Source organism: Mesorhizobium sp. P2_B5 (genome assembly GCF_056404775.1).
This window is the reverse complement of sequence record NZ_JBFUDJ010000010.1, coordinates 188,133-213,994: the sequence shown is the minus strand read 5'-3', so window position 1 is coordinate 213,994 and position 25,862 is coordinate 188,133. Positions and strand designations below refer to the sequence as shown.

32 protein-coding genes are annotated in these 25,862 nt (G+C 60.3%); 16 read left to right on the top strand and 16 right to left on the bottom strand.

Annotation, left to right across the window (positions count from 1 at the left end; genetic code table 11):
• Window positions 1-351 (bottom strand): aminotransferase class I/II-fold pyridoxal phosphate-dependent enzyme (locus AC1D1N_RS26245; protein WP_477351253.1); only part of this gene is annotated, 351 nt, incomplete at its 3' end.
• A gap of 276 nt (window positions 352-627) precedes the next feature.
• On the bottom strand, window positions 628-1,452 hold the full coding sequence (locus tag AC1D1N_RS26240) for a universal stress protein (RefSeq protein WP_112562154.1): 825 nt from the start codon (window positions 1,450-1,452) through the stop codon (window positions 628-630).
• A 183-nt stretch (window positions 1,453-1,635) separates the two neighbouring features.
• Here AC1D1N_RS26240 and AC1D1N_RS26235 point away from each other — a divergent pair, with 183 nt between their 5' ends.
• Window positions 1,636-2,019, top strand: coding sequence for a phasin family protein (locus tag AC1D1N_RS26235; protein WP_112562155.1), 384 nt, complete (start codon window positions 1,636-1,638; stop codon window positions 2,017-2,019).
• A gap of 24 nt (window positions 2,020-2,043) precedes the next feature.
• A complete protein-coding gene (locus tag AC1D1N_RS26230; protein ID WP_436261603.1) occupies window positions 2,044-2,400 on the top strand; it encodes a c-type cytochrome in 357 nt (118 codons plus the stop codon).
• Window positions 2,401-2,531: 131 nt separating this feature from the next.
• Here the strand turns inward: AC1D1N_RS26230 and AC1D1N_RS26225 are convergent, their stop codons facing one another.
• Complete coding sequence (locus tag AC1D1N_RS26225) at window positions 2,532-2,918, bottom strand: translational machinery protein (protein ID WP_477351905.1); 387 nt, start codon at window positions 2,916-2,918, stop codon at window positions 2,532-2,534.
• Between the two features lie 61 nt (window positions 2,919-2,979).
• Complete coding sequence (locus tag AC1D1N_RS26220) at window positions 2,980-3,228, bottom strand: lipoyl domain-containing protein (protein WP_112562158.1); 249 nt, start codon at window positions 3,226-3,228, stop codon at window positions 2,980-2,982.
• Window positions 3,229-3,335: 107 nt separating this feature from the next.
• Here AC1D1N_RS26220 and AC1D1N_RS26215 point away from each other — a divergent pair, with 107 nt between their 5' ends.
• Window positions 3,336-3,608 (top strand): hypothetical protein, encoded by a 273-nt coding sequence (locus AC1D1N_RS26215; protein WP_477351902.1) that lies wholly within the window; start codon window positions 3,336-3,338, stop codon window positions 3,606-3,608.
• Here AC1D1N_RS26215 and fixJ read toward each other — a convergent pair.
• Both fixJ and AC1D1N_RS26205 read right to left on the bottom strand, forming a co-directional pair.
• Entirely contained in the window at window positions 3,605-4,219 is a 615-nt protein-coding gene (gene fixJ / locus AC1D1N_RS26210) for a response regulator FixJ (RefSeq protein ID WP_112562159.1), read from the bottom strand. The two genes, AC1D1N_RS26215 and fixJ, sit on opposite strands and share 4 nt — an antisense overlap.
• Window positions 4,206-5,723, bottom strand: a complete 1,518-nt coding sequence (locus tag AC1D1N_RS26205; RefSeq protein WP_477351927.1) for a PAS domain S-box protein — start codon at window positions 5,721-5,723, stop codon at window positions 4,206-4,208. Before AC1D1N_RS26205 ends, fixJ begins: the two co-directional genes overlap by 14 nt.
• A 238-nt stretch (window positions 5,724-5,961) precedes the next feature.
• Here AC1D1N_RS26205 and AC1D1N_RS26200 point away from each other — a divergent pair, with 238 nt between their 5' ends.
• The 5 genes from AC1D1N_RS26200 to AC1D1N_RS26180 all read left to right on the top strand — a co-directional run bounded on the left by AC1D1N_RS26200 (window position 5,962) and on the right by AC1D1N_RS26180 (window position 10,928).
• Window positions 5,962-6,774 carry a universal stress protein gene (locus tag AC1D1N_RS26200; protein WP_477351900.1) on the top strand — a complete coding sequence of 271 codons (813 nt, stop codon included), beginning with the start codon at window positions 5,962-5,964 and terminating at the stop codon, window positions 6,772-6,774.
• Entirely contained in the window at window positions 6,774-9,404 is a 2,631-nt protein-coding gene (mgtA, locus tag AC1D1N_RS26195; RefSeq protein ID WP_477351898.1) for a magnesium-translocating P-type ATPase, read from the top strand. The genes AC1D1N_RS26200 and mgtA overlap by 1 nt, the downstream gene beginning before the upstream one ends.
• Window positions 9,405-9,427: 23 nt before the next feature.
• On the top strand, window positions 9,428-9,883 hold the full coding sequence (locus AC1D1N_RS26190; RefSeq protein WP_477351896.1) for an NUDIX hydrolase: 456 nt from the start codon (window positions 9,428-9,430) through the stop codon (window positions 9,881-9,883).
• Between the two features lie 117 nt (window positions 9,884-10,000).
• Window positions 10,001-10,270 (top strand): DUF6455 family protein, encoded by a 270-nt coding sequence (locus AC1D1N_RS26185; protein ID WP_112562303.1) that lies wholly within the window; start codon window positions 10,001-10,003, stop codon window positions 10,268-10,270.
• 109 nt (window positions 10,271-10,379) lie between these two features.
• On the top strand, window positions 10,380-10,928 hold the full coding sequence (locus AC1D1N_RS26180) for a LysE family transporter (protein WP_477351894.1): 549 nt from the start codon (window positions 10,380-10,382) through the stop codon (window positions 10,926-10,928).
• A gap of 115 nt (window positions 10,929-11,043) precedes the next feature.
• Here AC1D1N_RS26180 and AC1D1N_RS26175 read toward each other — a convergent pair whose 3' ends face one another.
• The 3 genes from AC1D1N_RS26175 to AC1D1N_RS26165 all read right to left on the bottom strand — a co-directional run bounded on the left by AC1D1N_RS26175 (window position 11,044) and on the right by AC1D1N_RS26165 (window position 12,692).
• The gene (locus tag AC1D1N_RS26175; protein WP_436261596.1) at window positions 11,044-11,742 is read right to left on the bottom strand and encodes a CBS domain-containing protein; all 699 of its coding nucleotides are present in this window, start codon (window positions 11,740-11,742) and stop codon (window positions 11,044-11,046) included.
• A 129-nt stretch (window positions 11,743-11,871) separates the two neighbouring features.
• Window positions 11,872-12,339 carry a DUF2231 domain-containing protein gene (locus AC1D1N_RS26170; RefSeq protein ID WP_436261595.1) on the bottom strand — a complete coding sequence of 156 codons (468 nt, stop codon included), beginning with the start codon at window positions 12,337-12,339 and terminating at the stop codon, window positions 11,872-11,874.
• Between the two features lie 119 nt (window positions 12,340-12,458).
• Entirely contained in the window at window positions 12,459-12,692 is a 234-nt protein-coding gene (locus AC1D1N_RS26165; protein ID WP_436261594.1) for a hypothetical protein, read from the bottom strand.
• A 110-nt stretch (window positions 12,693-12,802) separates the two neighbouring features.
• On the opposite strand from AC1D1N_RS26165, the gene AC1D1N_RS26160 reads away from it, so the two are divergent.
• The 3 genes from AC1D1N_RS26160 to AC1D1N_RS26150 are packed head-to-tail and all read left to right on the top strand — an operon-like array spanning window position 12,803 to window position 15,155.
• Window positions 12,803-13,147 (top strand): PepSY domain-containing protein, encoded by a 345-nt coding sequence (locus AC1D1N_RS26160; protein WP_436262072.1) that lies wholly within the window; start codon window positions 12,803-12,805, stop codon window positions 13,145-13,147.
• Window positions 13,147-13,812 (top strand): response regulator transcription factor, encoded by a 666-nt coding sequence (locus tag AC1D1N_RS26155; protein WP_477351892.1) that lies wholly within the window; start codon window positions 13,147-13,149, stop codon window positions 13,810-13,812. Before AC1D1N_RS26160 ends, AC1D1N_RS26155 begins: the two co-directional genes overlap by 1 nt.
• Window positions 13,812-15,155, top strand: a complete 1,344-nt coding sequence (locus tag AC1D1N_RS26150; protein WP_436261592.1) for a sensor histidine kinase — start codon at window positions 13,812-13,814, stop codon at window positions 15,153-15,155. The genes AC1D1N_RS26155 and AC1D1N_RS26150 overlap by 1 nt, the downstream gene beginning before the upstream one ends.
• Window positions 15,156-15,162: 7 nt before the next feature.
• Here the strand turns inward: AC1D1N_RS26150 and AC1D1N_RS26145 are convergent, their stop codons facing one another.
• Genes AC1D1N_RS26145 through AC1D1N_RS26135 form a run of 3 tightly spaced genes read right to left on the bottom strand, consistent with a single transcriptional unit; the run spans window position 15,163 to window position 18,192 of the window.
• A complete protein-coding gene (locus tag AC1D1N_RS26145; protein ID WP_436261591.1) occupies window positions 15,163-16,674 on the bottom strand; it encodes an RnfABCDGE type electron transport complex subunit D in 1,512 nt (503 codons plus the stop codon).
• Complete coding sequence (locus AC1D1N_RS26140; RefSeq protein ID WP_477351889.1) at window positions 16,671-17,393, bottom strand: FAD:protein FMN transferase; 723 nt, start codon at window positions 17,391-17,393, stop codon at window positions 16,671-16,673. The genes AC1D1N_RS26145 and AC1D1N_RS26140 overlap by 4 nt, the downstream gene beginning before the upstream one ends.
• A 25-nt stretch (window positions 17,394-17,418) precedes the next feature.
• Complete coding sequence (locus AC1D1N_RS26135; protein ID WP_477351887.1) at window positions 17,419-18,192, bottom strand: FMN-binding protein; 774 nt, start codon at window positions 18,190-18,192, stop codon at window positions 17,419-17,421.
• Window positions 18,193-18,406: 214 nt separating this feature from the next.
• Between AC1D1N_RS26135 and AC1D1N_RS26130 the strand changes: the two genes are divergently transcribed.
• The 3 genes from AC1D1N_RS26130 (at window position 18,407) to AC1D1N_RS26120 (ending at window position 20,002) form a co-directional block, all read left to right on the top strand.
• Window positions 18,407-18,925: a cytochrome b gene (locus tag AC1D1N_RS26130; RefSeq protein ID WP_477351885.1), complete on the top strand. Its 519-nt coding sequence runs from the start codon at window positions 18,407-18,409 to the stop codon at window positions 18,923-18,925.
• A gap of 4 nt (window positions 18,926-18,929) precedes the next feature.
• Window positions 18,930-19,625, top strand: coding sequence for a VIT1/CCC1 transporter family protein (locus AC1D1N_RS26125; RefSeq protein ID WP_436261587.1), 696 nt, complete (start codon window positions 18,930-18,932; stop codon window positions 19,623-19,625).
• Window positions 19,626-19,786: 161 nt separating this feature from the next.
• Window positions 19,787-20,002, top strand: coding sequence for a DUF1858 domain-containing protein (locus AC1D1N_RS26120; protein WP_112562164.1), 216 nt, complete (start codon window positions 19,787-19,789; stop codon window positions 20,000-20,002).
• A gap of 3 nt (window positions 20,003-20,005) precedes the next feature.
• Here AC1D1N_RS26120 and AC1D1N_RS26115 read toward each other — a convergent pair whose 3' ends face one another.
• Complete coding sequence (locus tag AC1D1N_RS26115) at window positions 20,006-20,707, bottom strand: Crp/Fnr family transcriptional regulator (protein WP_436261586.1); 702 nt, start codon at window positions 20,705-20,707, stop codon at window positions 20,006-20,008.
• Window positions 20,708-20,858: 151 nt separating this feature from the next.
• Here AC1D1N_RS26115 and AC1D1N_RS26110 point away from each other — a divergent pair, with 151 nt between their 5' ends.
• A complete protein-coding gene (locus AC1D1N_RS26110; protein WP_436261585.1) occupies window positions 20,859-21,296 on the top strand; it encodes a pseudoazurin in 438 nt (145 codons plus the stop codon).
• Between the two features lie 102 nt (window positions 21,297-21,398).
• The gene (locus AC1D1N_RS26105) at window positions 21,399-22,574 is read left to right on the top strand and encodes an NnrS family protein (RefSeq protein WP_436261584.1); all 1,176 of its coding nucleotides are present in this window, start codon (window positions 21,399-21,401) and stop codon (window positions 22,572-22,574) included.
• Between the two features lie 57 nt (window positions 22,575-22,631).
• On the opposite strand, the gene AC1D1N_RS26100 is transcribed toward AC1D1N_RS26105, so the two are convergent.
• The 3 genes from AC1D1N_RS26100 to AC1D1N_RS26090 form a co-directional block, all read right to left on the bottom strand.
• The gene (locus tag AC1D1N_RS26100; protein ID WP_436261583.1) at window positions 22,632-23,501 is read right to left on the bottom strand and encodes an SUMF1/EgtB/PvdO family nonheme iron enzyme; all 870 of its coding nucleotides are present in this window, start codon (window positions 23,499-23,501) and stop codon (window positions 22,632-22,634) included.
• A 52-nt stretch (window positions 23,502-23,553) separates the two neighbouring features.
• Window positions 23,554-24,660, bottom strand: coding sequence for a copper-containing nitrite reductase (nirK, locus tag AC1D1N_RS26095; protein ID WP_436261582.1), 1,107 nt, complete (start codon window positions 24,658-24,660; stop codon window positions 23,554-23,556).
• Window positions 24,661-25,099: 439 nt separating this feature from the next.
• Window positions 25,100-25,798, bottom strand: coding sequence for a CBS domain-containing protein (locus tag AC1D1N_RS26090; protein WP_436261581.1), 699 nt, complete (start codon window positions 25,796-25,798; stop codon window positions 25,100-25,102).
• Window positions 25,799-25,862 lie beyond the last annotated feature (64 nt).

Here is a 25,862-nt window from a genome sequence, read left to right as displayed (position 1 = left end):
GGAGACGAAGCCGGAGGTGAAGACCAGGGCCGCTTCCTTGTCGTGCAGGTCGGCAAGTTCCACTTCGAGCTCGACCAGCGGGTTGCTGGTACCTGAAATGTTGCGGGTGCCGCCGGCGCCAGAGCCCATCTTGCCGGCCGCGTTCTGGAACGCGGCGATGACATCGGGATTCTGGCCCATGCCGAGATAGTCGTTGGAGCACCAGACGGTGATTTCCTCGGCGCGGCCATTGGAACGCCAGATGGCGCGGGGAAACTTGCCGACGATGCGCTCGAGATCGGCGAAGACGCGGTAGCGCCGCTCGGCATGGAGCTGGTCGATCGCTTCCTCAAAGAACCGCTGATAGTTCATGTCCGAAATTCCTTTGCCTGTTTAGCAATCGCTGGTGCCGCCGCGCCGCCCATGCTGCTTGGATTTTCATCTATTGACGTAAGGCCGGTGCGGCGGCCCCTTGCCAAGTCTTACTGCCTGCATGACAGTTGCTCTGCACGCCCGCGTTTGCCTGCGGTGTCTTGCGCCCGTACCTCATCAGCCACACTCAACTTGGCAAGGGCTAGCCTTAACTGTTTGCGGGAAAGGCCGACCTTGATTCATGTCAACATCACGGAGCCTGAGATGTCTTTTTGCTCAGTTCGAGATGAAGCGGTGCAATGATCCGCTGCGCAGTACAGAACGCGTCACGCCGCCAAGGGCCATTTCCCGGACGCGGCTGTGACCGTAGCCACCCATAACGATCAGATCGGCCGTAATCTCCCGACCAATCTGGAGGAGCAGGTCCGCCGGTTCGCATTGGCGCGCGTCCAGAACTTCCGATCGCGCTTTCACGCCGTGGCGCGCCAGGAACATCTCGACGTCCGCCACATTGTCGTGAGGCGCCGGGCTTCCGTGGTCCACTATGGCGATCACGACATCCCTGGCCGTGATCAGGAAGGGCATGGCGTCGACGACAGCGCGGCGCGCTTCCCGCGTGTCGCTCCATGCTATCAGGATCCTTTCGGCGTCGATCGAGGCATAGGTTTGTGACGCCACAAGTATTGGGCGGCCGGCTGCAAGGATGAGACTCCCCGTGTCCAGGGTGCGGTGATGGTCGACCACCAGATCGGTCGCCGGCGAGCCAGTGAGGATCAAGTCGGCGGCACGCGCGTTGAGCGCAAGCTGCCCGTTCGGATTGCCAATTTCGCCACGCCACGAGGCACGATTGCTGCCGTTGACGATACTTAGAAATTCCTCTCTCAAGCTGTCGAGGCGACCTTCAATCTGCTCCACTTGAGCCCACATCGCCTTCGTGACGGCCTGGTCGTCGGTGCCGGTTGGCATGATAAAATGCGGCTCGGCTGCACAGAAGCCGATCAAATTGGCATCATGCCGTTGAGCAAGATCCCAAGCCATGGAGATGCATGGCGCGGCGATGGCGTCCACGTCCAAATGAACCATGATCGTTTTGAAAGCCATCGCTGCAGCCCTTTTGCGTTGAAGCGAGCTAGCCACGAAGAACGGGCAACGACCTTGATGCGTGTCAAACGCGGGAACGATATCGGTGCGCCCGATTGATCCGGATCAACGACCTGGCGACGAATAGCGTTAGCGTCGTAGGGCGAACACTTTTGTTTGAACCTTCACAATGGAGTATCGATCATGCAGACCCATCCCCAACCGTCGCAATTCGGCATGCAACTATTGCCGATGGTGGAGAATGGCCAGAAGGTCGTCCTCGCTGCGGCGTCTCTTCAGGCACATGCTTTCAAGGTGATGATGCGCTATCACATCGAAACGCTGGGGTTTCTGAAACATCGCTACGAGCAGGATGTAAAGCTGGCCGGTGACCTGATCGACGGCGCTGAGTTCAATGATGCCTTCGACATTTTCACCACTTTCCTGCAGAATGCGACATTGGAATACACAACCGAAGCCGGCAAGGTCGCGGGCCTGACCTCCAAGCTCGCATCGGAAACGGCCAAGCGCGTGCGCAAGGAAGCCAGAACCGCAATCGAGGACGCAGCGGCGAAGACGGTTGCGTAGATCGAAAGGCGGAGGCCTGCAACCATGAGTGGCTATATGGACAATGCGCGTCGCTGGCGGCGGCGTCGATGGGTTTGCGCCCTTGTGGCGATGTTGCTTGGTTCCGTGCTGCCAGCCGTGGCTGAGAGCATAGCGGATCACGGAAAGGCGTTGGTGGAAGTCAATTGCGCCCGCTGCCACGCCATTGGAAAAACCGATAAAAGCACCCATCCCGACGCGCCGGCGTTTCGCACCTTGTCGAAGCGCTATCCGATCACGGATCTCGAGGAAGCCCTCGCCGAGGGCATTTTGACCGGCCATCCGGACATGCCCGAGTGGGTTGCGAGCCCTGACCAGATCGAGGCGATAATCGCCTATATCAGCAGTTTGCAGCAACCGTGATCGAGGTCACAGGCGCAGCGGCCGACCGAGCCTGACGGTTCGCTGCGCGATTGGAATTCATCCAAGCCGCTCTGTAACATGCAGTCGACCTCGCAGCCGATCGCGGCTCATCAGAGCAACTCCAGACTGAGCTAGGGCAACATCCGGTCAGCGGCACGGAAGAACGTCCGCGCATGCGCCACGATCTGGGCCTCCGTGGGATGATCCGCCGGTTCGACGCCGACAATGCGATCCTTCAGGTGAGGATGGTAATCGCGGATATGCTTGGCCAGTTCATCCTTTGCCGATCCTGGTCCCACGATCAGCCATTCCTTCGCCGGCTGCAGGGCTTTCACGACATCGTGGTAGAAGGCATCGTCTTCCGGCGCACGCTTGCCGTCGACGGTGCCTGCCTTGTTATGGGTCTGATGATGCGTCAGTGTGGTGGCAAGCCTTACGCTTTCGGCTGTCTCACGGTTGAAGAAAAACACCTTGGCTTCGCGATGGTCCAGCCAGGCGACGGCATGTTGGGTCTGCATGTCTATACGTCCTTGAGTTGTTGTTGATGAGCGCAATCGTCGCGGTGAGGGGTCGAATGCCTCACGCGGATTGGAACTCCAGCGTTGCCAGGATCGAGCCGGGTTCGATGACGGCATTTGCTGCGGCGACAATCGTCGCGCGGCCACCTGCCGGCGCGACAATCTCGTGAAGCGCGTCTTCGACGCGAACTTCGGCTATTCGCTCGCCGGCCTTGATTGTGTCGCCGCTGGCAATGAACCAACGCTCCAGGATGCCCTCGGGCAGCATGCTGGACGCCCATAGCGCTTCGTCGACCTTGATGTATTGCATCGCAATTCTCCTTTGAACTGGAATGATAGGCTGCGCACCGGGAGCGTCCTTGATCACGATCAAAGGCAAGTGCCGTCTTGCGGACAAGGGTTCAGCAATTCTTGAAAATGATCCAGGTCAAAGCGCGCCGCGCTGTTTCCGTCAAAGCTAAGACGATGTGGAACCCAATCCTAAGCGCACCGTATGGTCGCGACCTCGAACTCGCCGTCTTCGACGAAGAGGGGACGCATGCGCTCGTATTTCCGTGCGTAAGGAGTCAAGAAGGCTGGAAGAACGCCACCACCGGCGCCCGTGTTGACATCCGGCCGACGCACTGGCGCGATTGGGAGGAGGAGAAGGTTCAGGCCAGAATTGGCAACCCTCTCGAAGGCTCTCCCTAGGGTCTGGTTTCCACGATCAACGCCATGCGCACAAGATGTGACAGGCTGCCCGCGCCCATCTTGCTCATGACATTGGCACGATGAATCTCGACTGTACGCGGGCTGATTCCAAGGTCATAGGCGATGGTCTTGTTCGGCAGACCCGAGACAAGCCCGTCCAGTACCTGCCGCTCGCGTTCCGACAAGGTCGACAGACGCCCGCGGATATCCGCGGACTGCGGATGCGCTGCATTGACCTGGTTGCGGTTGGCGAGAGCGGAGCGGATCGCGTCGATCAGCAATTCGTCGTCGAACGGCTTTTCGATGAAATCGGAGGCGCCTTCCTTCATCGCCTGAACGGCGAGTGCCACATCGGCATGGCCCGTCATGACAATAACCGGAATTGTATGCCCACCCGCTCTGAGCTGGCGCAGGAACTCGATGCCGTCTATGCCCGGCATGCGTACGTCGGTGACGATGCAGCCGTCGAGATTGTCCGTCGCCGTCGATAGAAAAGCTGTGGCCGATTCGTGCAGGCGCACAGCGAAGTCTGCTGTGGCCAGAAGAAAACCGAGCGACTTACGAACGTCGACGTCGTCATCGACCACGTGCACCAGATCACTGTCGGCCATTTGTGACCTCTTCTTTCTCTACGATGCGCAAGGTGAACCGGAAAGCGGTTCCACCGGCCGGCATTGCTTCGGCCCATATGTGACCGCCGTGCGATTCGACGATGGTGCGGCAAATGGAAAGGCCAACACCCATGCCTTGCTTCTTGGTGGTTACAAATGGCTGGAAAAGTTGTGCCGAGACTTCCGGCGCAAGACCCGGGCCGGTATCGATCACGCTCACCTCGGCCATCCCATCATCGCGGGCAACGGTTGTGACTTTCAATTCGCGGCGGGGCACGTCCTGCATGGCCTCCACCGCGTTGCGCATCAGGTTGAGCAGAACCTGCTGAATCTGGATGCGGTCGGTCAAGACAAGTTCGGCGCCGGGGTCAAGCTTGTAGCTGACCAGGACATTTATCTCCCTCGCGCCGACAAGGGCCAGTGAAGAGGCTTCCTCGATCAGTGATGGGAGTCGTTCGACCTGACGCTCGCTTTCGCCCCTTGCCACAAAATCCCTCAGATGACGGATGACGTCTCCTGCCCGCAGGGCCTGCTCAGCTGCCTTGTCCACGGCATCCCGCAACATGGGCGCGTTCTCTTCCGTGCTTTTCTCGAGCAGCCGACGACTGCCCTTGAGGTAGTTCGTGATGGCGGTGAGCGGCTGGTTGATCTCATGAGCGAGCGTCGAGGCCATTTCGCCGAGTGCGGTAAAACGCGCCATATGGAGGAGCTCCTGCTGCTGCTCCTGGATTCTTGCTTCTGCCCGGTGGCGTTCGGTCAGGTCGCGGCAAAAGCCGGTAAAGAAGCGTCCGGTTCCCGGATGCATCTCGCCGACGGAAAGTTCCATCGGGAAAGTCGTGCCATCCTTGCGTGCCCCGGTAACGGTGCGCCCGAGCCCGATGATCCGGCGCTCGCCCGTCGTCAGGTAGCGAAGCAGATAGGCATCATGCTCATCACGGTAGGGCGCAGGCATCAGCATTTTCACGTTTTGACCAATGACTTCACCTGATTGGTAACCGAACAGAGTTTCGGCGGCAGTGCTGAAGGATTGAATCCCGCCCTGCTCGTCGATGACGACCATTGCATCAGGCACTGTTGCCAGGATCGATCGCAAATGGTCCTCGCGCAGCCGAAGTGCTGCGTTTGCAAAGGAGAGTTCGCTGACATCCGTGCCTTCAATGAAGATCGCGGCGATACGGCCATCGTCGGCCTTGATCGGCTGATAGACAAAATCAAGGATGCGCTCTTCGACCGGTCCATCGGCTTTGTTGCGAAGGCCAACCTTCACCCCGTGGCCGATATAGGGCTCGCCGGTTGTGTAGACATGGTCCAGATGTTCGAAAAACTCATGTCCTTCGAGTTCGGGAAAGGCGGTCCGCACGGACTTTCCAATCACGTGCCTGTCGCCGATCAACCGCTGGTAGGCGGCATTGGTCAGTTCGAAAACATGACCTGGCTCGCGCATGAGAGCTATAAAGCCCGGAGCCTGATCGAACATTCGTGACAAAAGTGATTTCAATGTCATTCCGCCGGGCGACAGACTGAGCTCTTCGTCTTTGATCACCTGAAATTCCTGGGTTCGAGACGGTGCTACCCGCGCTACTATCACTTCTCGTCGCACAGGCAAAACAGATCGAGACGACGTTTCCGCAAGAGATTCAGTTGGCGGGCGCAATTGGCGGTCTTTGACGCGCGTCAAGGCATCGGGCGCCGGCGCGTGCGATCCATCACGCATAGCACCGTTCCAGCGAAAGGCACCCGCAATGTCCTACAGGTCAATTATCGTGAACCTCGCCATCGATGCTGCACCTGCCCCAATTGTGCAGGTGGGGATCGAACTTGCCGAACGATTTGGAGCGCATCTGATCGGCCTGGCGGCAGCTGATGTCCCGCCTCTGGTCGCGACAGGCGATGGCATGGTCTACGAGGGCGAGGTCATGCAGATCCAGCGAACGGAAATCGAGAAACGGCTTGCCGAATTGCGTGACGTGTTCGAGACGCTGGTACCCGCTTCGATCACAAGCGAATGGGGACAAGCCGTCTGCAGTCCGACCCGGTTCCTCAGCGTTTCGGCCAGGGCCGCCGACCTCATCGTCACCGGCGGCGTGGATGGAGACAACGTCTTTCGCGCCGTGGATGTCGGCAGCCTTGCACTCGGTAGCGGGCGGCCGGTCCTGGTCACTGCTGGCAATATCGAGCATATTCGCGCAAAAACCGTGCTGGTTGCCTGGAAGGACACCAGGGAGGCTCGGCGTGCGCTAGCAGATGCGCTGCCTTTTCTGGCAAAGGCCAACGAAGTTGTTGTGGCCACGATAGACAGCGACCGCAACGAAACCAGCCGTGACAGCCTCGACGATGTCGCCGTCTTTCTCGACCGCCACGGCGTCAGGGCGCGAACCGAACTGATCGCCGGCGAGGCTGATGGCGATCGGTTGCTGACCTTCGCGCGCTCGATCCATGCGGACCTGATCGTCTCGGGCGCCTATGGCCATAGCCGCTTGCGGGAATGGGCGTTCGGCGGCGTCACCCGCACGCTCATCGAAGAGAGCGGCATCAGCCGCTTCATGTCGTATTGATGATAAGCGAAGCTGACCAGAAATCCGTCTCGCCGGACGGTAGTGCCTATTGGTCGATCGAGGCCAATGACCTCCTGCTACGCCTGGAGACGTCTGCCTCGGGGCTTGCGGCTGCCGAGGCCGCATCGAGGCTCGCAAGATTCGGTCGAAACACACCGGCGTCGAAGTCGAGCGCGTCGGCCCTGATCGTGTTTGCCCGCCAGTTCCGGAGCCCTCTGGTCCTGATCCTCATTTTCGCAGCCAGCGTGTCGGCTTTCGTCGGAGAGGGCCAGGAGGCTGCAATCATCGGCGCGATCGTTCTGGCAAGCTGCGTCTTGAGCTTCACGCAGGAATATGGTGCGTCGCGGGCGACCGAGGCACTGAAACAGCGTATTTCGCACAAGGCTATAGTGTTGCGTGATGGCGTCGAGTGCTCGGTTGCTGCCGAAGATATCGTGCCGGGCGACTTGATCCGCCTTTCCGCCGGAAACCTCATTCCCGCGGACGGTATCATTCTGGACGCGCGCGATTTCAACGTCAGCGAGGCCGTGCTGACCGGCGAAACCTTTCCCGTCGTGAAGGCACCGGGGCGGTCGGCGCCAGAGGCTTCCGTCGCACAGCGCAGCAATGCCGTTTTCACGGGCACTTCGGTTCGCAGCGGCACTGCAACCGTGCTTGCGGCAGCGACCGGCGCCAGCACTGAATTCGCATCGATCGCTGCGGCCCTGGAGCGGCAAATCCCCGAAACAGGGTTTGCCCGGGGCATAAGACTGTTCGGCTATCTGATGACCGAGATCATGCTGGCGATTGTCATCCTGGTGTTCTTCGCCAACCTGATGCTGCATCGCCCACTGATTGAATCGCTGCTGTTTTCGCTGGCACTGGCGGTTGGTCTTACGCCGGAACTCCTTCCGGCCATTATCAGTGTGACGCTGGCTAGAGGGGCTCGGGCGATGGCTGCCAATGGCGTCATAGTGCGCCGTCTCGACGCCATCGAGAATCTGGGCAGCATGGACGTGCTTTGCACCGACAAGACCGGCACGCTGACGGAAGGCGTGATCCACCTTGACGGATGGCTTGATGTCGACGGCAATCCGTCAACCGACCTCCTGCTTTGGGCACGTCTCAACGCAACCCTGCAGACCGGACTGAAGAACCCGCTGGACGAAGCCATCGCCGGTGCGCCGAGCGAGGGCGCATCGTTAGCCGCTTTCACCAAGGTCGACGAGATTCCTTATGATTTCATCCGCAAGCGCCTATCCGTTGTTGTGCGGACCAAGGATGCCGAAGATCTTCTGATCACCAAAGGTGCCGTACTGAATGTCCTCGAAACGTGCGGCTTCGTCACCACGACGAATGGGCTCGAACCCCTCGATGAGAAGCAGCGTGCGGCGATCGACGAGAAATTCCGGCGCTGGAGCGCGGACGGCTACCGCGTTCTGGGCCTGGCAATCCGTCGATTCGAGAGCCGGAAAACGTTCAGCAGGAAAGACGAAATCGATCTCGCCTTCGTGGGCTTCCTGCTTTTCCTCGATCCGCCAAAGCAAGGCGTCACGGAGACGCTTGCCGAGCTCGCCCACCGCGGCATCGCGGTAAAGGTCATTTCGGGCGACAACCGTTACGTTGCCGCGCATCTTGCACAAGCGGTCGGCTTGCGCGCCGACAGGATCATGACCGGCGAGGAGCTTTCGAAATTGACCAAGAGCGCGCTCTTTGCGGGCGTGCAGCACACCGATCTCTTCGTCGAGATCGATCCCAACCAGAAGGAGCGCATCGTCCAGGCCTTGCGGAGCAGGGGCCATGTCGTTGGTTACCTTGGCGACGGCATCAATGATGCGCCCGCCCTTCATGAGGCAGACATAGGCATCTCGGTCGACACCGCTGTCGATGTCGCGCGCGAAGCGGCCGATATCATCCTGCTCAAGCAAGATTTGGGCGTGCTCGTGCGCGGCGTCGACGACGGCCGCAAGACATTTGCCAACACGATGAAGTACATTTCGATCACCACCAGCGCCAATTTCGGCAACATGATCAGCATGGCTGTCGCCTCGCTGTTCCTGCCTTTCCTGCCGCTTCTGGCAAAGCAGATCCTGCTCAACAATTTCCTTTCGGATGTTCCTTCGCTCGCCATCGCCAGCGACAACGTCGATGCCGACCAACTGCGTCGGCCTCGTCACTGGGACATCCGTTTTGTGCGGCGGTTCATGATCAGCTTTGGCCTGGTCAGCTCGCTGTTCGATTTCGCGACGTTCGCGTTCCTGCTGTTCTTCGCGCACGCCACGGCAGCTGCATTCCAGACCGGCTGGTTTGTCGAATCGTTGCTGACAGAGCTTGCAATCGTGCTCATTGTGCGCACGCACAGAGCTTTTTGGACGAGCCGTCCGAGCTCGTTGCTGGCCTGGCTTACGTTGGGTGTAGGGGTCGCCGCGATCATGATCCCCTATCTGCCGTTTGCCGCCTGGTTCGGCTTCGTGCCTTTGCCGCTGCCCGTGCTTGCCGGGCTTGTCGCAATCACCGCGCTCTATCTCCTGGCCTCGGAGGCGACCAAGCGCTGGTTCTTCGGGCAAGAGAGCCGCCAGTCGCACCGGAAGAGGGCGGGGCAGTTGATGCACGGAGATCCCAAGCCTCATGCGGCCTACCCGAGATCATAGGCCGTTTGGGGAGGCTTGAAGCGATGATGAAAAGAAGCGCGGGCATTCTGCCCTATCGCAGATCGAGCAATGGGCTGCAGGTGCTGCTTGTCCATCCGGGCGGCCCCTTCTGGCAAAGCCGAGATCTTGGCGCTTGGTCCATCGCCAAGGGCGAGTATGGCGAAGGCGAACTGCCAGAAGCGGCGGCGCGGCGCGAATTCCAGGAAGAGACAGGTTGGGAGCCAAATGGAGCCCTGCTCAATCTGGGAGAGTTGCGCCAGCGAAAGAGCAAACTCATTACTGCTTTCGCGCTTGAAGGCGATTTCGATACCGCGACGTTGCGCAGCAACATGTTTGAGATGGAATGGCCACGACGCAGCGGCCGCATGCAGTCATTTCCCGAGGTGGATCGCTGTGCATGGCTGGATCGAGACCTGGCCCGGGCAAAACTGCTTGCCGGTCAGCGGCCCTTTGTCGACCGGCTCGTCACTTCTGTTTAGCGCGCCATGCTTCCTTTCCAGGGCTCAGGGGTTGGCAAGGACGCCGCCTGTTGATCGAGATCAACGCCACCCGTCGCCAACAGCGGCAAGATTAGCCAGTAGGCAGGAGTGATCAACATGACCTTTCTCGATTACCTGATTTCGGTCGATGCCAGAACGGCTCTAATGGATCGAATGATGCAGAAGCTCGGCGTCGACAGACAACTGAAGGTCGTGGCAGACCATGCGGCAGTCACCAATCGGGCGGTGAACCGCTGCCGTGCCTGCGGCCATCAGGACGAATGCATGACCTGGCTCGATGAACACGAGCATGCCAGCGAGCCGCCGGACTATTGCCGCAACAGCGACCTTATCGCTCGACTGCAGCATGCGGCCGGGCAACGCTAGGACATCGAGCTGTCAGCCTCGACGAGGTCGTGCCGTCCGTGTTCTGATGAGGGTCAACACAGACCAGATTTTTCGGTTGATAAGTTTGCATTCCACGGGACCAGGCAGCTTGGACAATTTATTTTTTCTGGAGGCATTTCTGCTCTTTGTCGCGCCAGGGCCTACCAACGCTCTTTTGATGGCGGGGGCGGTCAAGCGAGAGAACTCGGTCAAGCTTTTGGCCGCTCAGGCTTGCGGATACGGGATCGCATGCGCGTGCTGGTTTTCGCTACGTCCCTTGATGCCGCCCGAGGCCATTCAAATACTTAGGCTGGTGGCAGCCGGATGGCTCATAATTCTGGGCCTGCGTCTGACAGCGAGCGCCCGGATCAACGCTTCCAAAAGCGGCGACGCCATTTCGATTGCGGCGACTAGTGCTCTCAATCCGAAGGCCTTTATTTATTGCCTGGCTATCGTGCCGATGAACATCGAACCGCGCGCGCTGGGAATCTTCTGGGTTGCGCTGTTGGTGATGACAGCTGCCACAGGATCGTTGTGGCTGTTGCTAGGTCGGCGCTTCAGCGGAGGCAAAAGAATGGTAGAGAGAGTTGCCGGCGCGGCGCTTGTTGCATTCGCGCTGTTGCTCCTTCGGCCATTGATACTTCTAGTCGCGATCTGAGCGCAGCGAAGCGTAAGCGTGAACCTGTTTCGCTGGTAGGCCATGCTCCAATGCACTGTTAAGCCCCGCTGGCACGGCGGCTCGCGACATCAACCCGGCGGTGGTCGGGCCTTCGCTACGAAACAAGGATGACGGATACGGGATCGGCGCAGAAGAGATCGTCCTCGACAGCTTTGACGCCGGCGACGTTTTCGGCCGCCACAATGGCTGCCTGCCGCTCGCGTTCGTCGAAGATGGCCCCGCTCAGTTTCACCACGCCATTGTTCACCGTCACGTTGATCAAGTCCTTGCCGGCCCATTTCTGCGACGCTAGCTCGGCAATGATGTTCTGCCGAATCTGTTCGTCATCGATAGCTGCGGGGGCTGCATCCGGAAGCACGCTGAGCAATGCCCGCAGAAGATCGGAGCGGGTGATTATGCCGACGACCTTACAAGCGTCGACGACAGGAATGCGTTTGATGTTGTGACGCGTCATGAGATCGATGACCTCGGTGATCGATGCGGTGGGGGATGCCGTGACGACATCTTGCGACATTACCTCCTCGATCTGTCGCCCGTTGGCGTGGACATATTCATCGGCTGCCTTTCCGGGGCTGACGAGAAACTCCAGCCAGCGCGAGCGCTTTCGCTGGGTGCCCAGTTCCCCGCGACGTAGGAAATCGCCCTCGCTGACGATCCCCACCAGGGTGCCGTCGCCGCGAATGACGGGCAAGCCGCTAATCCTTTTGACGAGCATGGTCCCGGCCGCTTCAGCGATCGATGCGGACGGGTCTATGCCGACGACTGGCTTGCTCATTATGGCTGCGGCTTGCATGTTGGCTCTCCGGAGTTTTTCCAAACCTCCGGCTTCTTAGGCTTCACATGCTCGAAGCACCTTGATCTGAATCATTTTTCCATCGAGGCATATGGTCCAGAGTTGGGGTCACGAATGGGCGCCTGCCGGTCAACCAGCGATAGCGGTCTTGGCGACATTCACGCCAAGTTCGTAGACAAGCAGTCCACCATAATAGGCTGTCGCAGTGACCAGAATCGCTCCGCAAATTTCGATCAAAGGGATGGCCATCGTTACAGCACGAAACTCGCGATTCCGTACCCAAAGTGCGAGCCGCACAAGTCCCCAAATCAGGAAGGCAAAGGCGGTAATGCCCCCCAGGCTTTCGTGGATTTCCGCGATATCGCTGCTGAAGCCGGCCGCTTCGGCGTGATCCAGGGCGAGACCGCCGAAGAACCAGGTCCCAATGGCGAACACTCCGGCAGCCAGGGCCACAAAGGTTGAGATCGTGCCGACGCCCGATTTCCTGGTGACGGCGCTGCCGCCTGCCAGCGCCACAAGGTCGATAGCTGCAAGAGTGTAGATCAGAACAATAGGAAAATGAACAAGACTGGGGTGGATGTGCTGAATGGGAACCACGAAAACTCTCCACAAATTGGTAGGGACTTAGGACAATGGCCAGCCTTGCAGCGAGCCGTGGCCGACGACATTTGTGAGCGTTATGTGCTGTGACGGGCCGCGCACTGCGAGCGAGAGATCTAGTCGTTTTCGTCGGCCTCATCGCCCTGCCGGTCGTCACACGCATCGTCATCACCCTTGATGGCTTTCGAAGTGGTGGCGTCCTGCATCGGGATGGCCTGCAGGTCGATCGGGCCGGACGGGACAACGGACGATGGCGCTCCGCATGATCCTTCGTCCGATTCAGCAGCCGCGGGGAGGGCGAAGGTTGTGAGGCCTGCAAGTGCTGCAAGGACAAGCATGGAATTGCGCATGGTCTGGTATCCTTCTCGGCGCGGCCATGATTGGACGCGATAGTGCCTTGATATGGACCCTTCGCTTGCTGATGGCTGAGGATGATTGACAGCAAATTGAAAGCTTGAACGTGCGACATGCCTTGCCGATGAAAAGCCAGTTGAAGCGTTTGGCGGTGCTTGGTCTCGCTGGACTTGTCCTGGCCATGCCTCTCGCTGCCCGCGCCGATGAGGACGATGACGGCGACCATGACCGGGCGCGGGATTTGTTTGAGCACGGCGAGATCAAAGGCCTTGCCGACATACTGGACATTGTCCGCGCCAAAGCTCCCGGCGATGTTGTTGCGGTCGATCTCATCCGCAAGGCCGACAGATGGGTCTACCGGTTCCAGGTCGTCGGTGCCGATGGCCGGCGAAAGACCGTAGACGTTGACGCCGGTGCCGGCGTCATCATGCGCGATGGCGAGGGTGACTGATGAAGATCCTCCTGGCCGAAGACGAGCCCCGTATCGCTGCCGATATCGCGACCGCCCTCAAGGCATCCGGAATGGCGGTCGATATCGTAAAGGATGGTGAAGCTGCCTGGTTCGCAGGCGATGTCGAGAATTATGACGCGGCGATTCTGGATCTCGGATTGCCCAAGCTCGACGGTCTTACGGTCTTGAAACGTTGGCGAGCCAATGAGCGCCGGTTTCCGGTTCTCATCCTGACCGCAAGAGGCATGTGGACCGAACGCGTCGACGGCATCAATTCCGGTGCTGACGACTATCTTCCCAAGCCTTTTGAAATGGAAGAACTGCTCGCCCGGTTACGGGCAATCCTGCGTCGCTCGGCCGGGCAGGCGGCACCCGTGTTGAAGTCCGGGCCACTGCTCTTGGACACACGCCAGATGCGGATTTCGCTGCGCGGCATTCCCGTTGCGCTTTCGCCGCTCGAATACCGGCTCCTGGCGTTTCTGATGCACCACGTCGGCCGGGTGGTGGCACCGACCGAACTTGCCGAGCATCTTTACGATTCAGGCAACGACCGCGATCCGAACACTATCGAGGTCATTGTAGCGCGCCTGCGGCGCAAGCTCGGCAGCGATGTCATCGAGACACGACGAGGGTTCGGGTATCTGATGCCCGATGATGCCGCCTGATGGGCAACTCGATCCGCTTCCGGCTGTGGTTGGCGGCAACCGTCTCGATTCTCGTCGCACTCGGCATCGCCGGCGCCGGCTTGCGCTATCTCTTCGAACTTCACGTCGAGCGGCGCGTTGTGGGCGAGCTGACGGTCGACCTCAATGAGCTGATCGGCGCAACGACCTTCACAAGCGACGGTCACCTTATGGTGGCCCCGGTGCTCACCGACCCGCGCTTCGCCAATCCGCTGTCCGGTTACTACTGGCAGGTCGAAGACATCGCCGCCGGCGGCCTCGAGCGCTCACGATCTTTGTGGGACGCCAAGCTGGTTCTGCCTGCGCGGAGCGCAACTGGTGAGCTGCGAGCGGTCGAGGAGTTCAAGGGCCCTGGTGGCGAACTCAGTATTGCGGTCGAGCGTACGATCATCGATGCCGGGGGCCATTCCTTTCGCGCAATCGTGGCGGAAGATCATCGAACCGTTGAGGTGTCTGTAAGCGAATATGTTCGCGATCTTGCCCCGGCTCTCCTGATGCTTGCGGCAGTTCTCATGGCCGCGTTTTTCGTCCAGATCACCATCGGCCTTGCGCCGCTGGAGACCTTGCGGGTCGCCGTAGGAAGCGTGATCGGGCAGCGAGCGGCACGGCTTGATGTGGTGGCACCAAGCGAGGTGCAGCCGCTCGCGAACGAAATCAATCGTCTTCTCGATGCCCAGGAGAAGGCCCTTGCGCGAGCCCGCTCGCGCGCCACCGATCTGGCGCATGGTCTCAAGACACCGCTGCAAGTGCTGTCGGCCGATATCCGTGCCTTGCGCAAGAAAGGCGAGACGGATCTGGCCGACGAGATTGAGAAGAGCGCCGGAGCGATCCGGCGCCATGTCGAGCGGGAGCTCGCGCGCGCGCGCCTCGCGCCCGGCGTTTCCGGCGAGTCATCCTGCCGGGTATCGGAGGTCGCGACTGGCGTCATTGCAGTCGTCAAGCGCACACCAAGCGGCAAGCAGCTTTCATTCAAGATGGGCGTCCCGGAGGGTCTGACGGCGCCAATCGACGAAGGCGACCTGTCTGAAATTCTGGGCAATCTGGTCGAGAACGCCGCGCGCTATGCAAAATCGTCAGTCAGTGTCGATGCATCCTCGGCCGCTGGCGAGGTGATCATCGCTGTTACCGATGACGGACCCGGGATACCGGATGCGGATCGCGAATCCGCCTTGTCGCGAGGCGTCCAGCTCGACAGCAAGGGCGGCAGCAGCGGCCTTGGCCTGGCCATCGTTTCCGACATCGTCGAAGCCTATGGCGGACGCCTTGCCATGGCCAACGCCGATCCGGGCCTGGTGGTGACCATTTCCTTGCCGCGACACAGTTGAGCGCGCTTCAGGCAAAACCCGGGAAGTAGTCGACCTTTATCTTCGAACGGCGAACGCCCATGGCCAGCAGTTTCTGACGCAGCGCCTTGACCATGGCCTGCGGTCCGGAAATGTAGAAAATCCTATCAAGGTAGTCGGGTATGGCCAGACGTATCAGGCGCTCGTCGATGTGGCCGGGATACTGCCCGCGCTCGCCCCCGCGCGCCACAGCGTGGACCGTCTTGATACCAAGTTCCTGCCTGACCGCGCCAAGCACGTCGCGATAAGCGATGTCCTGCTGCCCCTCTGTTCCGTAGAGGACGATGATCGGTCGCCGCTCCTTGCGGTCGAGCAGATATTGCAGCATTGAGCGGAACGGCGTGATGCCTATGCCTCCGGCCAGGAAAGCGATCTTGGTTTCGCGACGGGCGGGCAGCGTAAAGTTGCCGGCCAGTTGCGCGGCGTGGATCGTACTGCCTGGCTTCATGGTCATCAATTCGCGCTTGAAGGCGCTTGATTGCGGATAGAATTTGACGCCGAGGCGGACCGTTTCCTCCGTCGGCGCTGAGGCCACCGTGAAATAACGGCGGTTGCCGCGACTGTCGGCACGATCGAGGCCAAGCGTCCATTCAAGATATTGGCCGGCCTCAAAGGCGACCTTGCGCGGCGACCGGAAGACGAAGTCAAAGCTGTCGACAGCCGATTGCTCGATGCGCTCGAGCGTTAGCACGAAGCGGCCCTGGGGTCCTGCCGCATAGGCGAACAGGTTGCCGGCGAGCAGCGCCAGTTCGGGGGTGAAATAGTACGAGCCGATATGGATGTTGGGAGCAAACAGAAAGCCTACGATGGCGGCAAAAGCGATGCGCGGCCATCGCATCGTCGGTGCCGTCAGCGGCTCGGTTAGCATCACAAAGGCAAAGAACAGCAGAGGTGACGAATCCAGGGTCTCCGCAAGCGCGGTCCAATACTGCGACGGATCGCTGGTTGCCAGAATGGTCGCCAGCGCCACGACAACAAAGGTCGAGACAAGATCAAGCCGGCGCAGTTTGCGGACAATGAGGATGCCGCCGAAGAGCACGAGTGGAAGCAGCGGCAGGTTGCCGCCAACCCACCAGGTGGCTGGCTGGTCGAGCAAAAGCGCTGACAGCGCCACGCCCAGTGCAGCAGGATTGAAAAGGTGCTTCCGGCCGATGGCGAGAATGAACTTGGACGAAATCGCCCAGACGGACGCGAATGCCACCGCAGCGATCCCCTTGATGTCCGTGGTGGCTACCGGATCGAGAATAAGCGCAAGGATGAGCGCGGTGATGTAGACGGACTCGCTGTTGGCCGGGACCGCAAAGACATGCGCAAAGACCTTGTTGGTGAGCCAGCAGGCGGCCAGCGCCAAAGCCGTCGTGTAGGCAAGCGCAATCGGATCATGTGGCACCAGCTTGGCGAAGCCGAGCACGAACGCGGCGCCGACCAGCGCCATCAGATAGTAGAGGACCAGCCGGTACATGGTCAGATGATCGAGAACTCGGTCGATGGTTTTGATCATGGCAGGCAAAGGGCTCCGAACCCGGTCGTCGGCGTGGCGCGGCCATTGGCGTCGACGACATACCCTTCGAGGCCTGGCGTCTGCTCGATGAAGAGAATGCCGTCCCGGCCCATGGCGAAGGCAGCAGTGGCGAAACGATCGGCTTCGAGCACGTCGGCGCCGATGACGGTCAGGCTGACGATGTCCTGGATCGGACTGCCAATTCCATGCGGGTTGTAGATGTGTTGACCGCGGACATAGGTTCCGGAGGTCGCCACTCCGCGACCGCGGGGATAGAAGATCTTTACGGTCTCGTGGGCGTTGAAGGGATTGCGGATGCCGACGCTCCAATCATGACCCGAAGCATTCTTGCCGCATGACTGGACGTCGCCTCCCGCTTCGATGAAGAAATCGCTGATGCCGGCTCGCTGAACGATGCTTGCCGCATTGCGGATGGCCCAGCCCTTGACGATGCCGGAAGGATCTAATGACCCGTCGGGCTTGCGAATATCGAAGTATCCGGCCGTCTCGTCTTTCGTCTGTTGGGCGAGAGCGAACACTTCCGTCATCTCGCCGCTCCAGTCGATGACCGGAACGTCGCCGCGGTTGATGGCCGTGATTTCGCTGTCGACCCGGTAGGTGCTGAAGCGCCGGTCGATATGTTCGAAATAGTCGAAGACCGTGTCGATCAGCTCACCGTTCGACGCGCCGCCGACGTCGACCGTAATGGGCATTCCCATCAAAATACGCGTCTCACGCATGGAACTAAGACGATGCTTTCTTCAGCGCGCCGCGCAGCGACTGAATAAAGGCCCGGCTGGTCAGCGTCGCACCCGAAATGATGTCGACATTGGCGCTTTGGGCGCGGATCGCTTCGTCGCGCAGCATGGGCAGCGCCTGCCTGTTGATGCTGATGGAGGTGCGGCGATCGGATGGATATTTGAGCACTTTCAGTGCCGTAAGCTGCCCGCCCTGTACGAGGGCCTCAATCTGGATGATGCCGTAGTAGGCATCGGCCGTGGGGCCGGTGTAGACGCCATCGGCATAGCCCTTTGCGGCGAGCTTCATGCCCACCCGGGCGACACGTGCTGGTGCATCCGGATATGCCGGCCTCGGCTGCGGGACTGGTATGTAGATGGCGGGCGTTACGGCGAATGAAGGCGTTGATGACGCAGGATCGGCGACAGCCGGCGGCACTGGCTGCTTAGGTGGAACTGGCGATCGTTGTGGCGCCACCGGAACCGCAGTCGGCTTGGCGGGATCATTTGGCGGTTGGGCGGCAACTGCTATGCCCGCCGTCGTTTCCCGGGCAATCGGGAACCTTGTTCTGAACCGGGGGTCGAGGGGCGCCGGCGAGGTGCGGAGCATCGGCAAAGCCGCAGCGGATGCGGGCTCTTTTGGCTGCACGAAAGGCGCTTCGGCTGCGTCGGCCGGCAGCGCCTCGCCGAGCATATCGTTTGCCGGACCCTTGCCGGTCTGATCCCAGACATAAGCGCCCGAGGCGGCGATCACCAAAAGTGACAGGGCAATCTGTTTCATCGGAATTTCGTTTCCACATTGAACCTTGCAGAGGCGACCCATCTGGTGCGCTTCGGATGCAATATCCCACGACCAAGCTGACAACTGGCTGTCAGCCGAGGTTGAGCCGCGAGGGCGCCGCGAAAGCTCAAGGGACGACAAATTGACTTGTCCTAGATCAAGATCGTCGCATAAGCAGCGAGGTAGGAAGGTTCTCTCAACGAGGTAGCTGCCTGTGACTGTTGCCAACGAGCCGGCCGGATACTCCGGAACCCAGATATTTCTGCATTGGACAATCGCGGCGCTGATCGTCCTGCAGCTTGTGATCGGTGAGGACATCAAGCCGGCTTACCGGGCGTTCTCGCGCGGTACCGAGCCGGCAGCTGGCGACATCTTCAACGCGAACATTCATGTCTATGTCGGTTTGGCCGTTCTCGTACTGGCGATCTGGCGGTTTGCAATCCGTCTACGGGATGGCGTGCCGGTGGCGCCTCCCGAAGAGAGCATCCTGCTGAAGCGGATTGCTGCGGCCGCGCATTTCCTGCTTTATCTTTTCATTTTCGGGATGCCGATTACCGGGGCGCTGGCATGGTACTTCAGCTTTCGAGCGTTGGGGGAGATTCACGAACTCGCCAAGCCGGTGATCATCATTGTCGTCGGCCTCCATGCCGCGGCGGCGCTGTGGCAACATTTCTATGTGAAATCGGATGTGCTGGTCAGGATGCTGCGGCCTGCTGGACGGCGCGCGCCGTGATGCCATGAGCCGCCTGCACAGTGAAAACCATCTCGTATCGCGCGTCGGCTGGTTGCGCGCCGCCGTTCTCGGCGCCAATGACGGCATCGTCTCGACAGCCAGCCTGATCGTTGGCGTGGCGGCAGCCAATGCCGCGGCCTCCAACGTTCTGGTGGCCGGCGTCGCCGGACTGGTCGCCGGTGCGATGTCGATGGCGGCCGGCGAGTATGTCTCGGTCAGCTCGCAGTCCGATACCGAACAAGCCGACCTTGCGCGGGAGAGAAGGGAACTGGCGACGCAGCCAGATTTCGAGCGACAGGAACTTGCGGACATCTATGTCCAACGTGGCGTGGAGCCAACGCTGGCCTTGCAGGTCGCCGACCAATTGATGGCGAAGGATGTGCTCGGCGCCCACGCTCGCGACGAACTTGGCATCTCGGAGGTGACGACGGCCAGGCCGATCCAGGCCGCGCTGACCTCTGCGGCTGCATTTTCGGTTGGCGCGGCCATGCCATTGGCGATGGTGCTTGTTTCGCCGGCCGCCTGGCTTGCCGCAACGGTGTCTGTTGCCTCGCTCCTGTTCCTGGCGGTTCTGGGCGCCATTGGGGCCAAAGCTGGCGGCGCCAATGTGTTGAGGGCAACGGTTCGCGTCACCTTTTGGGGGGCGCTGGCAATGGCGCTGACCGCAGGTATTGGTGCCGTTGTTGGGACTGCCATCTGACGGTCCTGCGACCTTGATCCCAGCGTATGCCGGAGGCGCCCGTTCTCCCGCAAAATAATCCCGAGAGGGTTCGGCGCCAGTTCTATGAAGTTGTGAAAGCGCAACGAAGGCGGCGCGGAGGGGATATATCACGAAGCTTCGCAAATCGCGGAGACGTCATCATGAAACAGCGCAGTTCGATCGACCCCGATATGGTCGTCGACGAAATCATGAGGAAATGGCCGGCAACCGTCGCTGTGGTGTTGAGACACAAGATGCTCTGCGTCGGCTGCCCGATAGGCGCTTTCCATACGGTGACCGAGGCATGCCGGGAACATCAAGTCGATGAGGGCGACTTTCTGGTCGAACTCGAATTTGCCATTCGAGGAGAACGATGACTGTCAGTCCTTTTCCCGGTTCTCCGCGAGAACCACAAGGCGATGCGCATCTTTGACCGTGACCCTCTGGCGCCCGCTGACAATTATTCCGTTCTCTTCCCATTTGCTGAGCAGCCGGCTGACGGTGTGCAGCGTCGTTCCCGTCATCTCCGCAATGTCCTGCCTCGAAATCGGGAAATCGATTTCGATGCCGCTGTCGGTCTTTCGGCCGGTCTGGTTAGCCAGTCGCAGAAGCGCATGCGCAACCCGCTGCTCCACCTGTTCCGTGGACATCTCCACCACCCGCGTCTGCGTCTCCTGCAGCCTGCTTCCAACCGTCCTGTAGGTGGCTGCCCCAAACAGGGGGAAGCGTCTCGACAGATCAGGCCACAGATCGTTTGACCAGGCCAGCACCACGCAGTCCACCGCCGCGACTGCGCTGGCAGGGTAGGTCGTCCGGCCAAGGGCCGCGGCGACGCCAAAGATCTCGCCTTCGCTGATGTATCTGGCGATGACCTGCTGTCCGTCCGGCGTTGTGCGGACCACCCGTATGTGCCCGGCGATCAGCACGAAGAAGGAATGGGCTTCGGCTTCCTGCTCGAAGATCGTTGAGTCTTTGGCATAGCGTGACGATCGGGCACTTCTGAGAATTTCGCTTTGCTCTTCGGGCGCCATCCCTTGGAAGAGGGGCAGCCGCGATATCAGCGATCGGTCCAGCGCAGCCAAGCGGATCCCTCACAGCCCTACGGTTCCGCATCAGTCATGCGGGAGACCTTTCTTATCCCGAGTTTGCGCCAGCGCAAATTGTCCCGTGCCGCATCAGGCTAAATGCCATGGAACGGCGCACTGCCGCGAAGACGAAACAAAGGACAAACCGATGAAACTCTCCATCCTCGCCGCCGCAATCTCCATCCTCGCGCTCGCCGGCGGTGCAAGCGCGGAAGAGCACGTGGTGCAAATGCTCAACAAGGGCGAAAAAGGCGCCATGGTCTTCCAGCCGCCCTTCGTCCAGGCGGCACCCGGCGACACCGTCAAGTTCGTGCCAACCGACAAGGGCCACGATGCGGAGTCGATCAAGGGTATGATCCCGGATGGCGCTGAGCCTTTCAAGGGAAAAACCAATGAGGAAATCACCGTCACGCTGACCCAGGAGGGCGTCTACGGCGTCAAATGCGCGCCTCACTACGGCATGGGGATGGTCGCGCTGATCGCTGTCGGCAAGCCGGTCAATCTTGATACCGCCAAGGCGGTCAAGCATCCCGGGAAGGCAAAAACGGTGTTCGCCGACCTCTTCACCCAGGTTCCTGCCAACTGACAGCAATCGATACAGGCATGCCTGCCGCATAAAGGGCGGGCACGGGCCGGACGGACCGAGGGCGGCGGTTCATCCGGCCCTGTTCATTTGGAGACACAAATCATGGGAATTCCACGCCTGCGGGCCTACGCCGGGCCTGCACTCCTTTCCTATGGGTTCAGGCCCTTCTTTTTACTCGGGTCGCTGTATGCCGCGCTGTCCGTTCTGCTTTGGCTGCCGATCTATGCCGGCGAACTCGATGCCCACAGTGCGTTTGTCCCGGTCGACTGGCACATCCATGAAATGTTGTTCGGCTATCTGCCGGCGATCGTTACCGGGTTCTTGCTGACCGCCATCCCGAACTGGACCGGTCGGCTGCCGGTGCAAGGCCTGCCGCTGCTGGCGCTGGTTGTCCTGTGGCTCGCCGGTCGTGCCGCTGTCTTCTTCTCAGCTGATATTGGCTGGCAAGCAGCCGCGTTGATCGATGCTTCTTTTCTGCTTGCGGTCAGTGCTGCGGCGGCACGCGAAATCGTCGCCGGACGGAACTGGCGCAATCTCAAGGTGCTGCTGCCGCTTGCCGTCCTGGCCGGCGCCAACGGGGCGTTCCACATCGAGGCCCACCTTCACGGCACATCCGATGTCAGCCGCAGGCTCGGCATGGCCGCCGCGATCATGCTCATTTCACTGATCGGGGGGCGCATCATTCCAAGTTTCACCCGCAACTGGCTCGTCCGCGAAAATCCTGGGCGGCTGCCTGCGCCGTTCGATCGTTTCGACATCGCATCGCTTGTCATCTCAGTCATGGCACTTGGAGCGTGGACGTTCGCTCCCGACCACGGCGCGTCAGGAACGCTCATGGCCGTCGCGGCAGTCTGCCAGGCGTGGCGTCTGTCGCGCTGGGCCGGCGACCGCACCTTGGGGGATCCGCTGGTGCTCATCCTCCATCTTGCATATGCCTTTGTGCCTGTCGGTCTTGCCTTCGTTTCGGCGTCGATCTTCTATCCTGCCACCGTGCCAGCTGCTGCAGGGCTCCACGCGCTCGGAACTGGTGCGGTCGGCGCGATGACGCTCGCCGTGATGATCCGCGCGACGCTCGGGCATACCGGGCAAGAGCTCAAAGCTGGGAAAGGCGCCTTGTTCATCTTCGTGAGCGTCCTCCTCGCAGGATCATTGAGGATTCTGGCTGCCTTCGTCCCCTTTGACGTGGCGATCGACATGGCCGGCACCGCATGGGTGGCGGCATTTGCCGGCTTCAGTCTGATCTATGGAACTGCGTTGATGAGGCCAAAGGCGCGGTGAGGCGGCAGGAGAGCAGGCGACCGTCCAAACGTGAATGGACAAGCCGCTTCTGATTTGTCAGGCAATGCCGAGGTAGCCGAGGAAACGGTTCGCCCACCCCCGGTGGGCCCGGACCAGCCTGAAACCCAGATTGTCGGGAGGCGTGCCAACGGCACAGCCGCCGCTTTTTCCGTCGCCGACGAAGTTCGACATGTAGGCTCTGTGAAGTCCTTCAAGGACGTGGACGCCGCAATTGTCGACCGAACTCGCAACGCCGCTTCCATCCGCAGCCAGCGTGGTGCGGACGTAGCAGGTCGAAGTCCACTCCCAGACGTTGCCGGAAAAGTCGGCGAGCCCGAGGGAATTGAAACCAAACGAGCCACGGCTCCTGGGCAATGGGTCCGGTTTGCGATTGAGGTCCACCTCGGCCTTGTAGCTGGTGAGCCAACGTCTGGCGGGGTTGTTGGCGTCGTTTTCGACACCCTCGAACTCACCCGCGAACCGTTCCGCCGCGGCAAACGCCCATTCCTCGTCGGACGGCAATCGCCAGTCGTCACCGGTCGCTTGCGAATACCACCTGGCGTAGGCATTCGCATCGAGGTAGCTGACGCCGGTCACGGGAGCATTGCTCGGGATTGCGCGCGTCTCCTGTGCCGGCTGACAGGTTCCGGCCGACACGCAGTCCGCATAGTCGTCGGCGCTGACCTGATAGGTCATGATTTCGAGCGGTTTGTTGAGCTGGCGCTTGAGGCGGGGATTGCCTTGCGGGCGGCCGTCCTTGATGAACTCGCCAGGCGTCGGATAGTTTATGGAGCCGGATTGCAAGGTCGTCGTGGCAGAGGCGGAGTGAGGCTGCCGGTCCCAACTGGCCGCCTTTATCGACAGACCCACCGGCACAGAAGTCGCCGCCATGGCGACCGCGAGAATCTTCAGGATGTAGCGAGACATGGCTGTTGTCCGTGCCCGGACAGCGACGCTGTCCGGGCAATCTGGAGTGCCGTCAGTTGGTGGCGATGGGTCTCGGCGCCTCGACCTGCGTCATCAAATCATCATTCCACTCGCCCTCGACCATGAAGTGAGCGGTCGCCCCGAGTTCCACGGCCTCGATCAGATTGTGATTGACGTAGGCGTAGACGCCGGGCTGCAGGAACGTATAGAGCGCGGATCCGGCAGAGCCACCACGAATGAACCAGGTTTCCAGATCCTTGGCCGGCGGGTTGGCGAATTTGCCCTGTTCCCAGACATAGTCGCCGTGACCACCGATCAGATGCGGCCGGGTATCGCGGTTGGCCTGCGAATGGACGATCAGCACGGTCTCGCCGACCTTCGCCTTCATGGCGTTGTCGCCGGTCAGCGAACCGACCTTGCCGTTGAACACCACATGCGTCGGGATCAGCCCGCGCATGACCTTGACGATATCGTCATACCCATCACCGGCCGATTCGTAACTCTTGAAGTTTCCCTTCTCATCGCGCGGAATATAGAAGTCGCTCTCGCCGATATAGAAGATACTGTCGTATTTGACCGGCTCGCCCTTGTCGTTCCTGAGCCCGTCGCGCGGCAGCACCATGATGGCGCCGTTCATGCCGGAGACGACATGCCACGGGATCATCGGTCCGCCGGGGGCACAATGATAGACGAACGTTCCCGTTCGCGTCGCCTTGAAGCGTAGCGTCACCTGTTCGCCGGGATTGATCAAGGTGAGGGCGCCGCCACCCAGCGCGCCCGTTGCTGCGTGAAAATCGATGTTGTGGGCTAGCGTGTTGGTGTCCGGGTTGATGAGCGTCAGTTCGACATAATCGTCCTGGTGGACGACCATCAGCGGGCCCGGGATCGAGCCGTTGAAAGTCATTGCATTGAGCTGCGTCCCGTCGGCGTCGATGACCATCGGCTTCTCCTCGATCGTCATGGTGAATTCGACGACCTTCGGACCGCCTTTGGCGATCTGGTCGTGCGGATGCACAAAAGGCGGTGCCACGAGCTCGATCTTCTCGCGGGGAAGTCCTCGAATGTCTGCTTTCGTCACTGTTGCCGACAGTGCGGGCAGTGCCGCCACGGCGGCAGCGCCAATCGCTGCTCCGAAGAGGGCTTCGCGTCGCGTGATCATATCAATCTCCTATCTCTACCGTTGCGGATGAGCAGAAGGTAACTGACCTGACGCAGCGTTTCTTTGCGCTGGCGCAAATTGGTGAGTGTTAATTGGAGGAACAACAGCCCTCGGACAGTGGCAATCTTGTGCGCCAAGTTTGAGATGCAGCAGTTTGGTGTCGCGGTTTCTGCAAGCGTCCGCAGTCATTGGCTCCCTGAAGATCAGCGGCCGCCATTGCCTTTACAGAAGATCAGAATTCGCTCGGTGGCCAAGCCCACCAAGAAAAGGGCAACGGCCGTCGCATTTCCGTCAGGACGGGCGTCTTCGCTGCCGAAAGCGTGCTCGCCAACGAGGACGGGCGTTATACGCTGGAGGAACTCGCAGACGGCCTCATGTCCAAGGGATGTGGGAAGGGAGCAGAACCCAGGTACTCTGCTTCGCGTCCGCTTTTTCGCAGCTACGAAACCACCACCGAGAACGGATCCGTACTGAGGAAGAGGCCGTCCTTGACTTGCCCGACGCCGGCAACCTTCTCAGCCGCAACGATCGCTGCCTTCCGCTGTCGCTCGTCGACAATCGCCCCCTTCAGTTCGACAACGCCGTCGCTCACCCTCACATCGATCAAGTCACCACCGCTCCAAGTTTGTGGCTGCAGCTCGGCAAGTATAGCCTTGCGGATCAGGTCGTCATCGGTTGGCGTGGTGTCCTGTTTCGGCATGGCGCGGATCAGGACAAGCAGCAAATCAGTTCGCGTGATGATGCCGACGATCCTTTCCCGATCGACAATCGGCACATTGTTGATGCGGTGTTGCATCATCAAGTTTACAATATCAGGAATCGAGGCGTCTGGAGGCGCCGAAATGACGGCTGTGGTCATCACCTCATGGATGATCCGTCCGTTCGACTGCACATAGTCATGGGCGGTTGTGCCCGGGCCAAGATCAAACTCCAGCCAGCGCGGACGCACCCGCTGAGTCCCAAGTTCCTCTCGGCGCAAAAAGTCGCTTTTGCTTACAATGCCAACCAGGGCACCGACGCTGTCCGTTACCGGCAGGCAGCTGACTTTGTTTGAAAGCATGAGCTCGACCGCTTCGGCGATCGTCGCGTTCGCATCCGTCGTAATGACTGGCTTCGTCATTATGGCTTCGGCTTGCATCCTCACCCTCCTGATTTTTCGTCAGACGAGATAGGACATCCCGACCCGCGGCACTTTGATCTGA

What these genes read in the sequence shown, in the direction of transcription:
- AC1D1N_RS26240 (WP_112562154.1), bottom strand. Translation starts at nt 1,452, where the DNA reads ATGGCTTTCAAAACGATCATGGTTCATTTGGACGTGGACGCCATCGCC.
- AC1D1N_RS26235 (WP_112562155.1), top strand. Translation starts at nt 1,636, where the DNA reads ATGCAGACCCATCCCCAACCGTCGCAATTCGGCATGCAACTATTGCCG.
- AC1D1N_RS26230 (WP_436261603.1), top strand. Translation starts at nt 2,044, where the DNA reads ATGAGTGGCTATATGGACAATGCGCGTCGCTGGCGGCGGCGTCGATGG.
- AC1D1N_RS26225 (WP_477351905.1), bottom strand. Translation starts at nt 2,918, where the DNA reads ATGCAGACCCAACATGCCGTCGCCTGGCTGGACCATCGCGAAGCCAAG.
- AC1D1N_RS26220 (WP_112562158.1), bottom strand. Translation starts at nt 3,228, where the DNA reads ATGCAATACATCAAGGTCGACGAAGCGCTATGGGCGTCCAGCATGCTG.
- AC1D1N_RS26215 (WP_477351902.1), top strand. Translation starts at nt 3,336, where the DNA reads ATGATCCAGGTCAAAGCGCGCCGCGCTGTTTCCGTCAAAGCTAAGACG.
- fixJ (WP_112562159.1), bottom strand. Translation starts at nt 4,219, where the DNA reads ATGGCCGACAGTGATCTGGTGCACGTGGTCGATGACGACGTCGACGTT.
- AC1D1N_RS26205 (WP_477351927.1), bottom strand. Translation starts at nt 5,723, where the DNA reads ATGACATTGAAATCACTTTTGTCACGAATGTTCGATCAGGCTCCGGGC.
- AC1D1N_RS26200 (WP_477351900.1), top strand. Translation starts at nt 5,962, where the DNA reads ATGTCCTACAGGTCAATTATCGTGAACCTCGCCATCGATGCTGCACCT.
- mgtA (WP_477351898.1), top strand. Translation starts at nt 6,774, where the DNA reads ATGATAAGCGAAGCTGACCAGAAATCCGTCTCGCCGGACGGTAGTGCC.
- AC1D1N_RS26190 (WP_477351896.1), top strand. Translation starts at nt 9,428, where the DNA reads ATGATGAAAAGAAGCGCGGGCATTCTGCCCTATCGCAGATCGAGCAAT.
- AC1D1N_RS26185 (WP_112562303.1), top strand. Translation starts at nt 10,001, where the DNA reads ATGACCTTTCTCGATTACCTGATTTCGGTCGATGCCAGAACGGCTCTA.
- AC1D1N_RS26175 (WP_436261596.1), bottom strand. Translation starts at nt 11,742, where the DNA reads ATGCAAGCCGCAGCCATAATGAGCAAGCCAGTCGTCGGCATAGACCCG.
- AC1D1N_RS26165 (WP_436261594.1), bottom strand. Translation starts at nt 12,692, where the DNA reads ATGCGCAATTCCATGCTTGTCCTTGCAGCACTTGCAGGCCTCACAACC.
- AC1D1N_RS26155 (WP_477351892.1), top strand. Translation starts at nt 13,147, where the DNA reads ATGAAGATCCTCCTGGCCGAAGACGAGCCCCGTATCGCTGCCGATATC.
- AC1D1N_RS26150 (WP_436261592.1), top strand. Translation starts at nt 13,812, where the DNA reads ATGGGCAACTCGATCCGCTTCCGGCTGTGGTTGGCGGCAACCGTCTCG.
- AC1D1N_RS26145 (WP_436261591.1), bottom strand. Translation starts at nt 16,674, where the DNA reads ATGATCAAAACCATCGACCGAGTTCTCGATCATCTGACCATGTACCGG.
- AC1D1N_RS26140 (WP_477351889.1), bottom strand. Translation starts at nt 17,393, where the DNA reads ATGGGAATGCCCATTACGGTCGACGTCGGCGGCGCGTCGAACGGTGAG.
- AC1D1N_RS26135 (WP_477351887.1), bottom strand. Translation starts at nt 18,192, where the DNA reads ATGAAACAGATTGCCCTGTCACTTTTGGTGATCGCCGCCTCGGGCGCT.
- AC1D1N_RS26125 (WP_436261587.1), top strand. Translation starts at nt 18,930, where the DNA reads ATGAGCCGCCTGCACAGTGAAAACCATCTCGTATCGCGCGTCGGCTGG.
- AC1D1N_RS26120 (WP_112562164.1), top strand. Translation starts at nt 19,787, where the DNA reads ATGAAACAGCGCAGTTCGATCGACCCCGATATGGTCGTCGACGAAATC.
- AC1D1N_RS26110 (WP_436261585.1), top strand. Translation starts at nt 20,859, where the DNA reads ATGAAACTCTCCATCCTCGCCGCCGCAATCTCCATCCTCGCGCTCGCC.
- AC1D1N_RS26105 (WP_436261584.1), top strand. Translation starts at nt 21,399, where the DNA reads ATGGGAATTCCACGCCTGCGGGCCTACGCCGGGCCTGCACTCCTTTCC.
- AC1D1N_RS26100 (WP_436261583.1), bottom strand. Translation starts at nt 23,501, where the DNA reads ATGTCTCGCTACATCCTGAAGATTCTCGCGGTCGCCATGGCGGCGACT.
- nirK (WP_436261582.1), bottom strand. Translation starts at nt 24,660, where the DNA reads ATGATCACGCGACGCGAAGCCCTCTTCGGAGCAGCGATTGGCGCTGCC.
- AC1D1N_RS26090 (WP_436261581.1), bottom strand. Translation starts at nt 25,798, where the DNA reads ATGCAAGCCGAAGCCATAATGACGAAGCCAGTCATTACGACGGATGCG.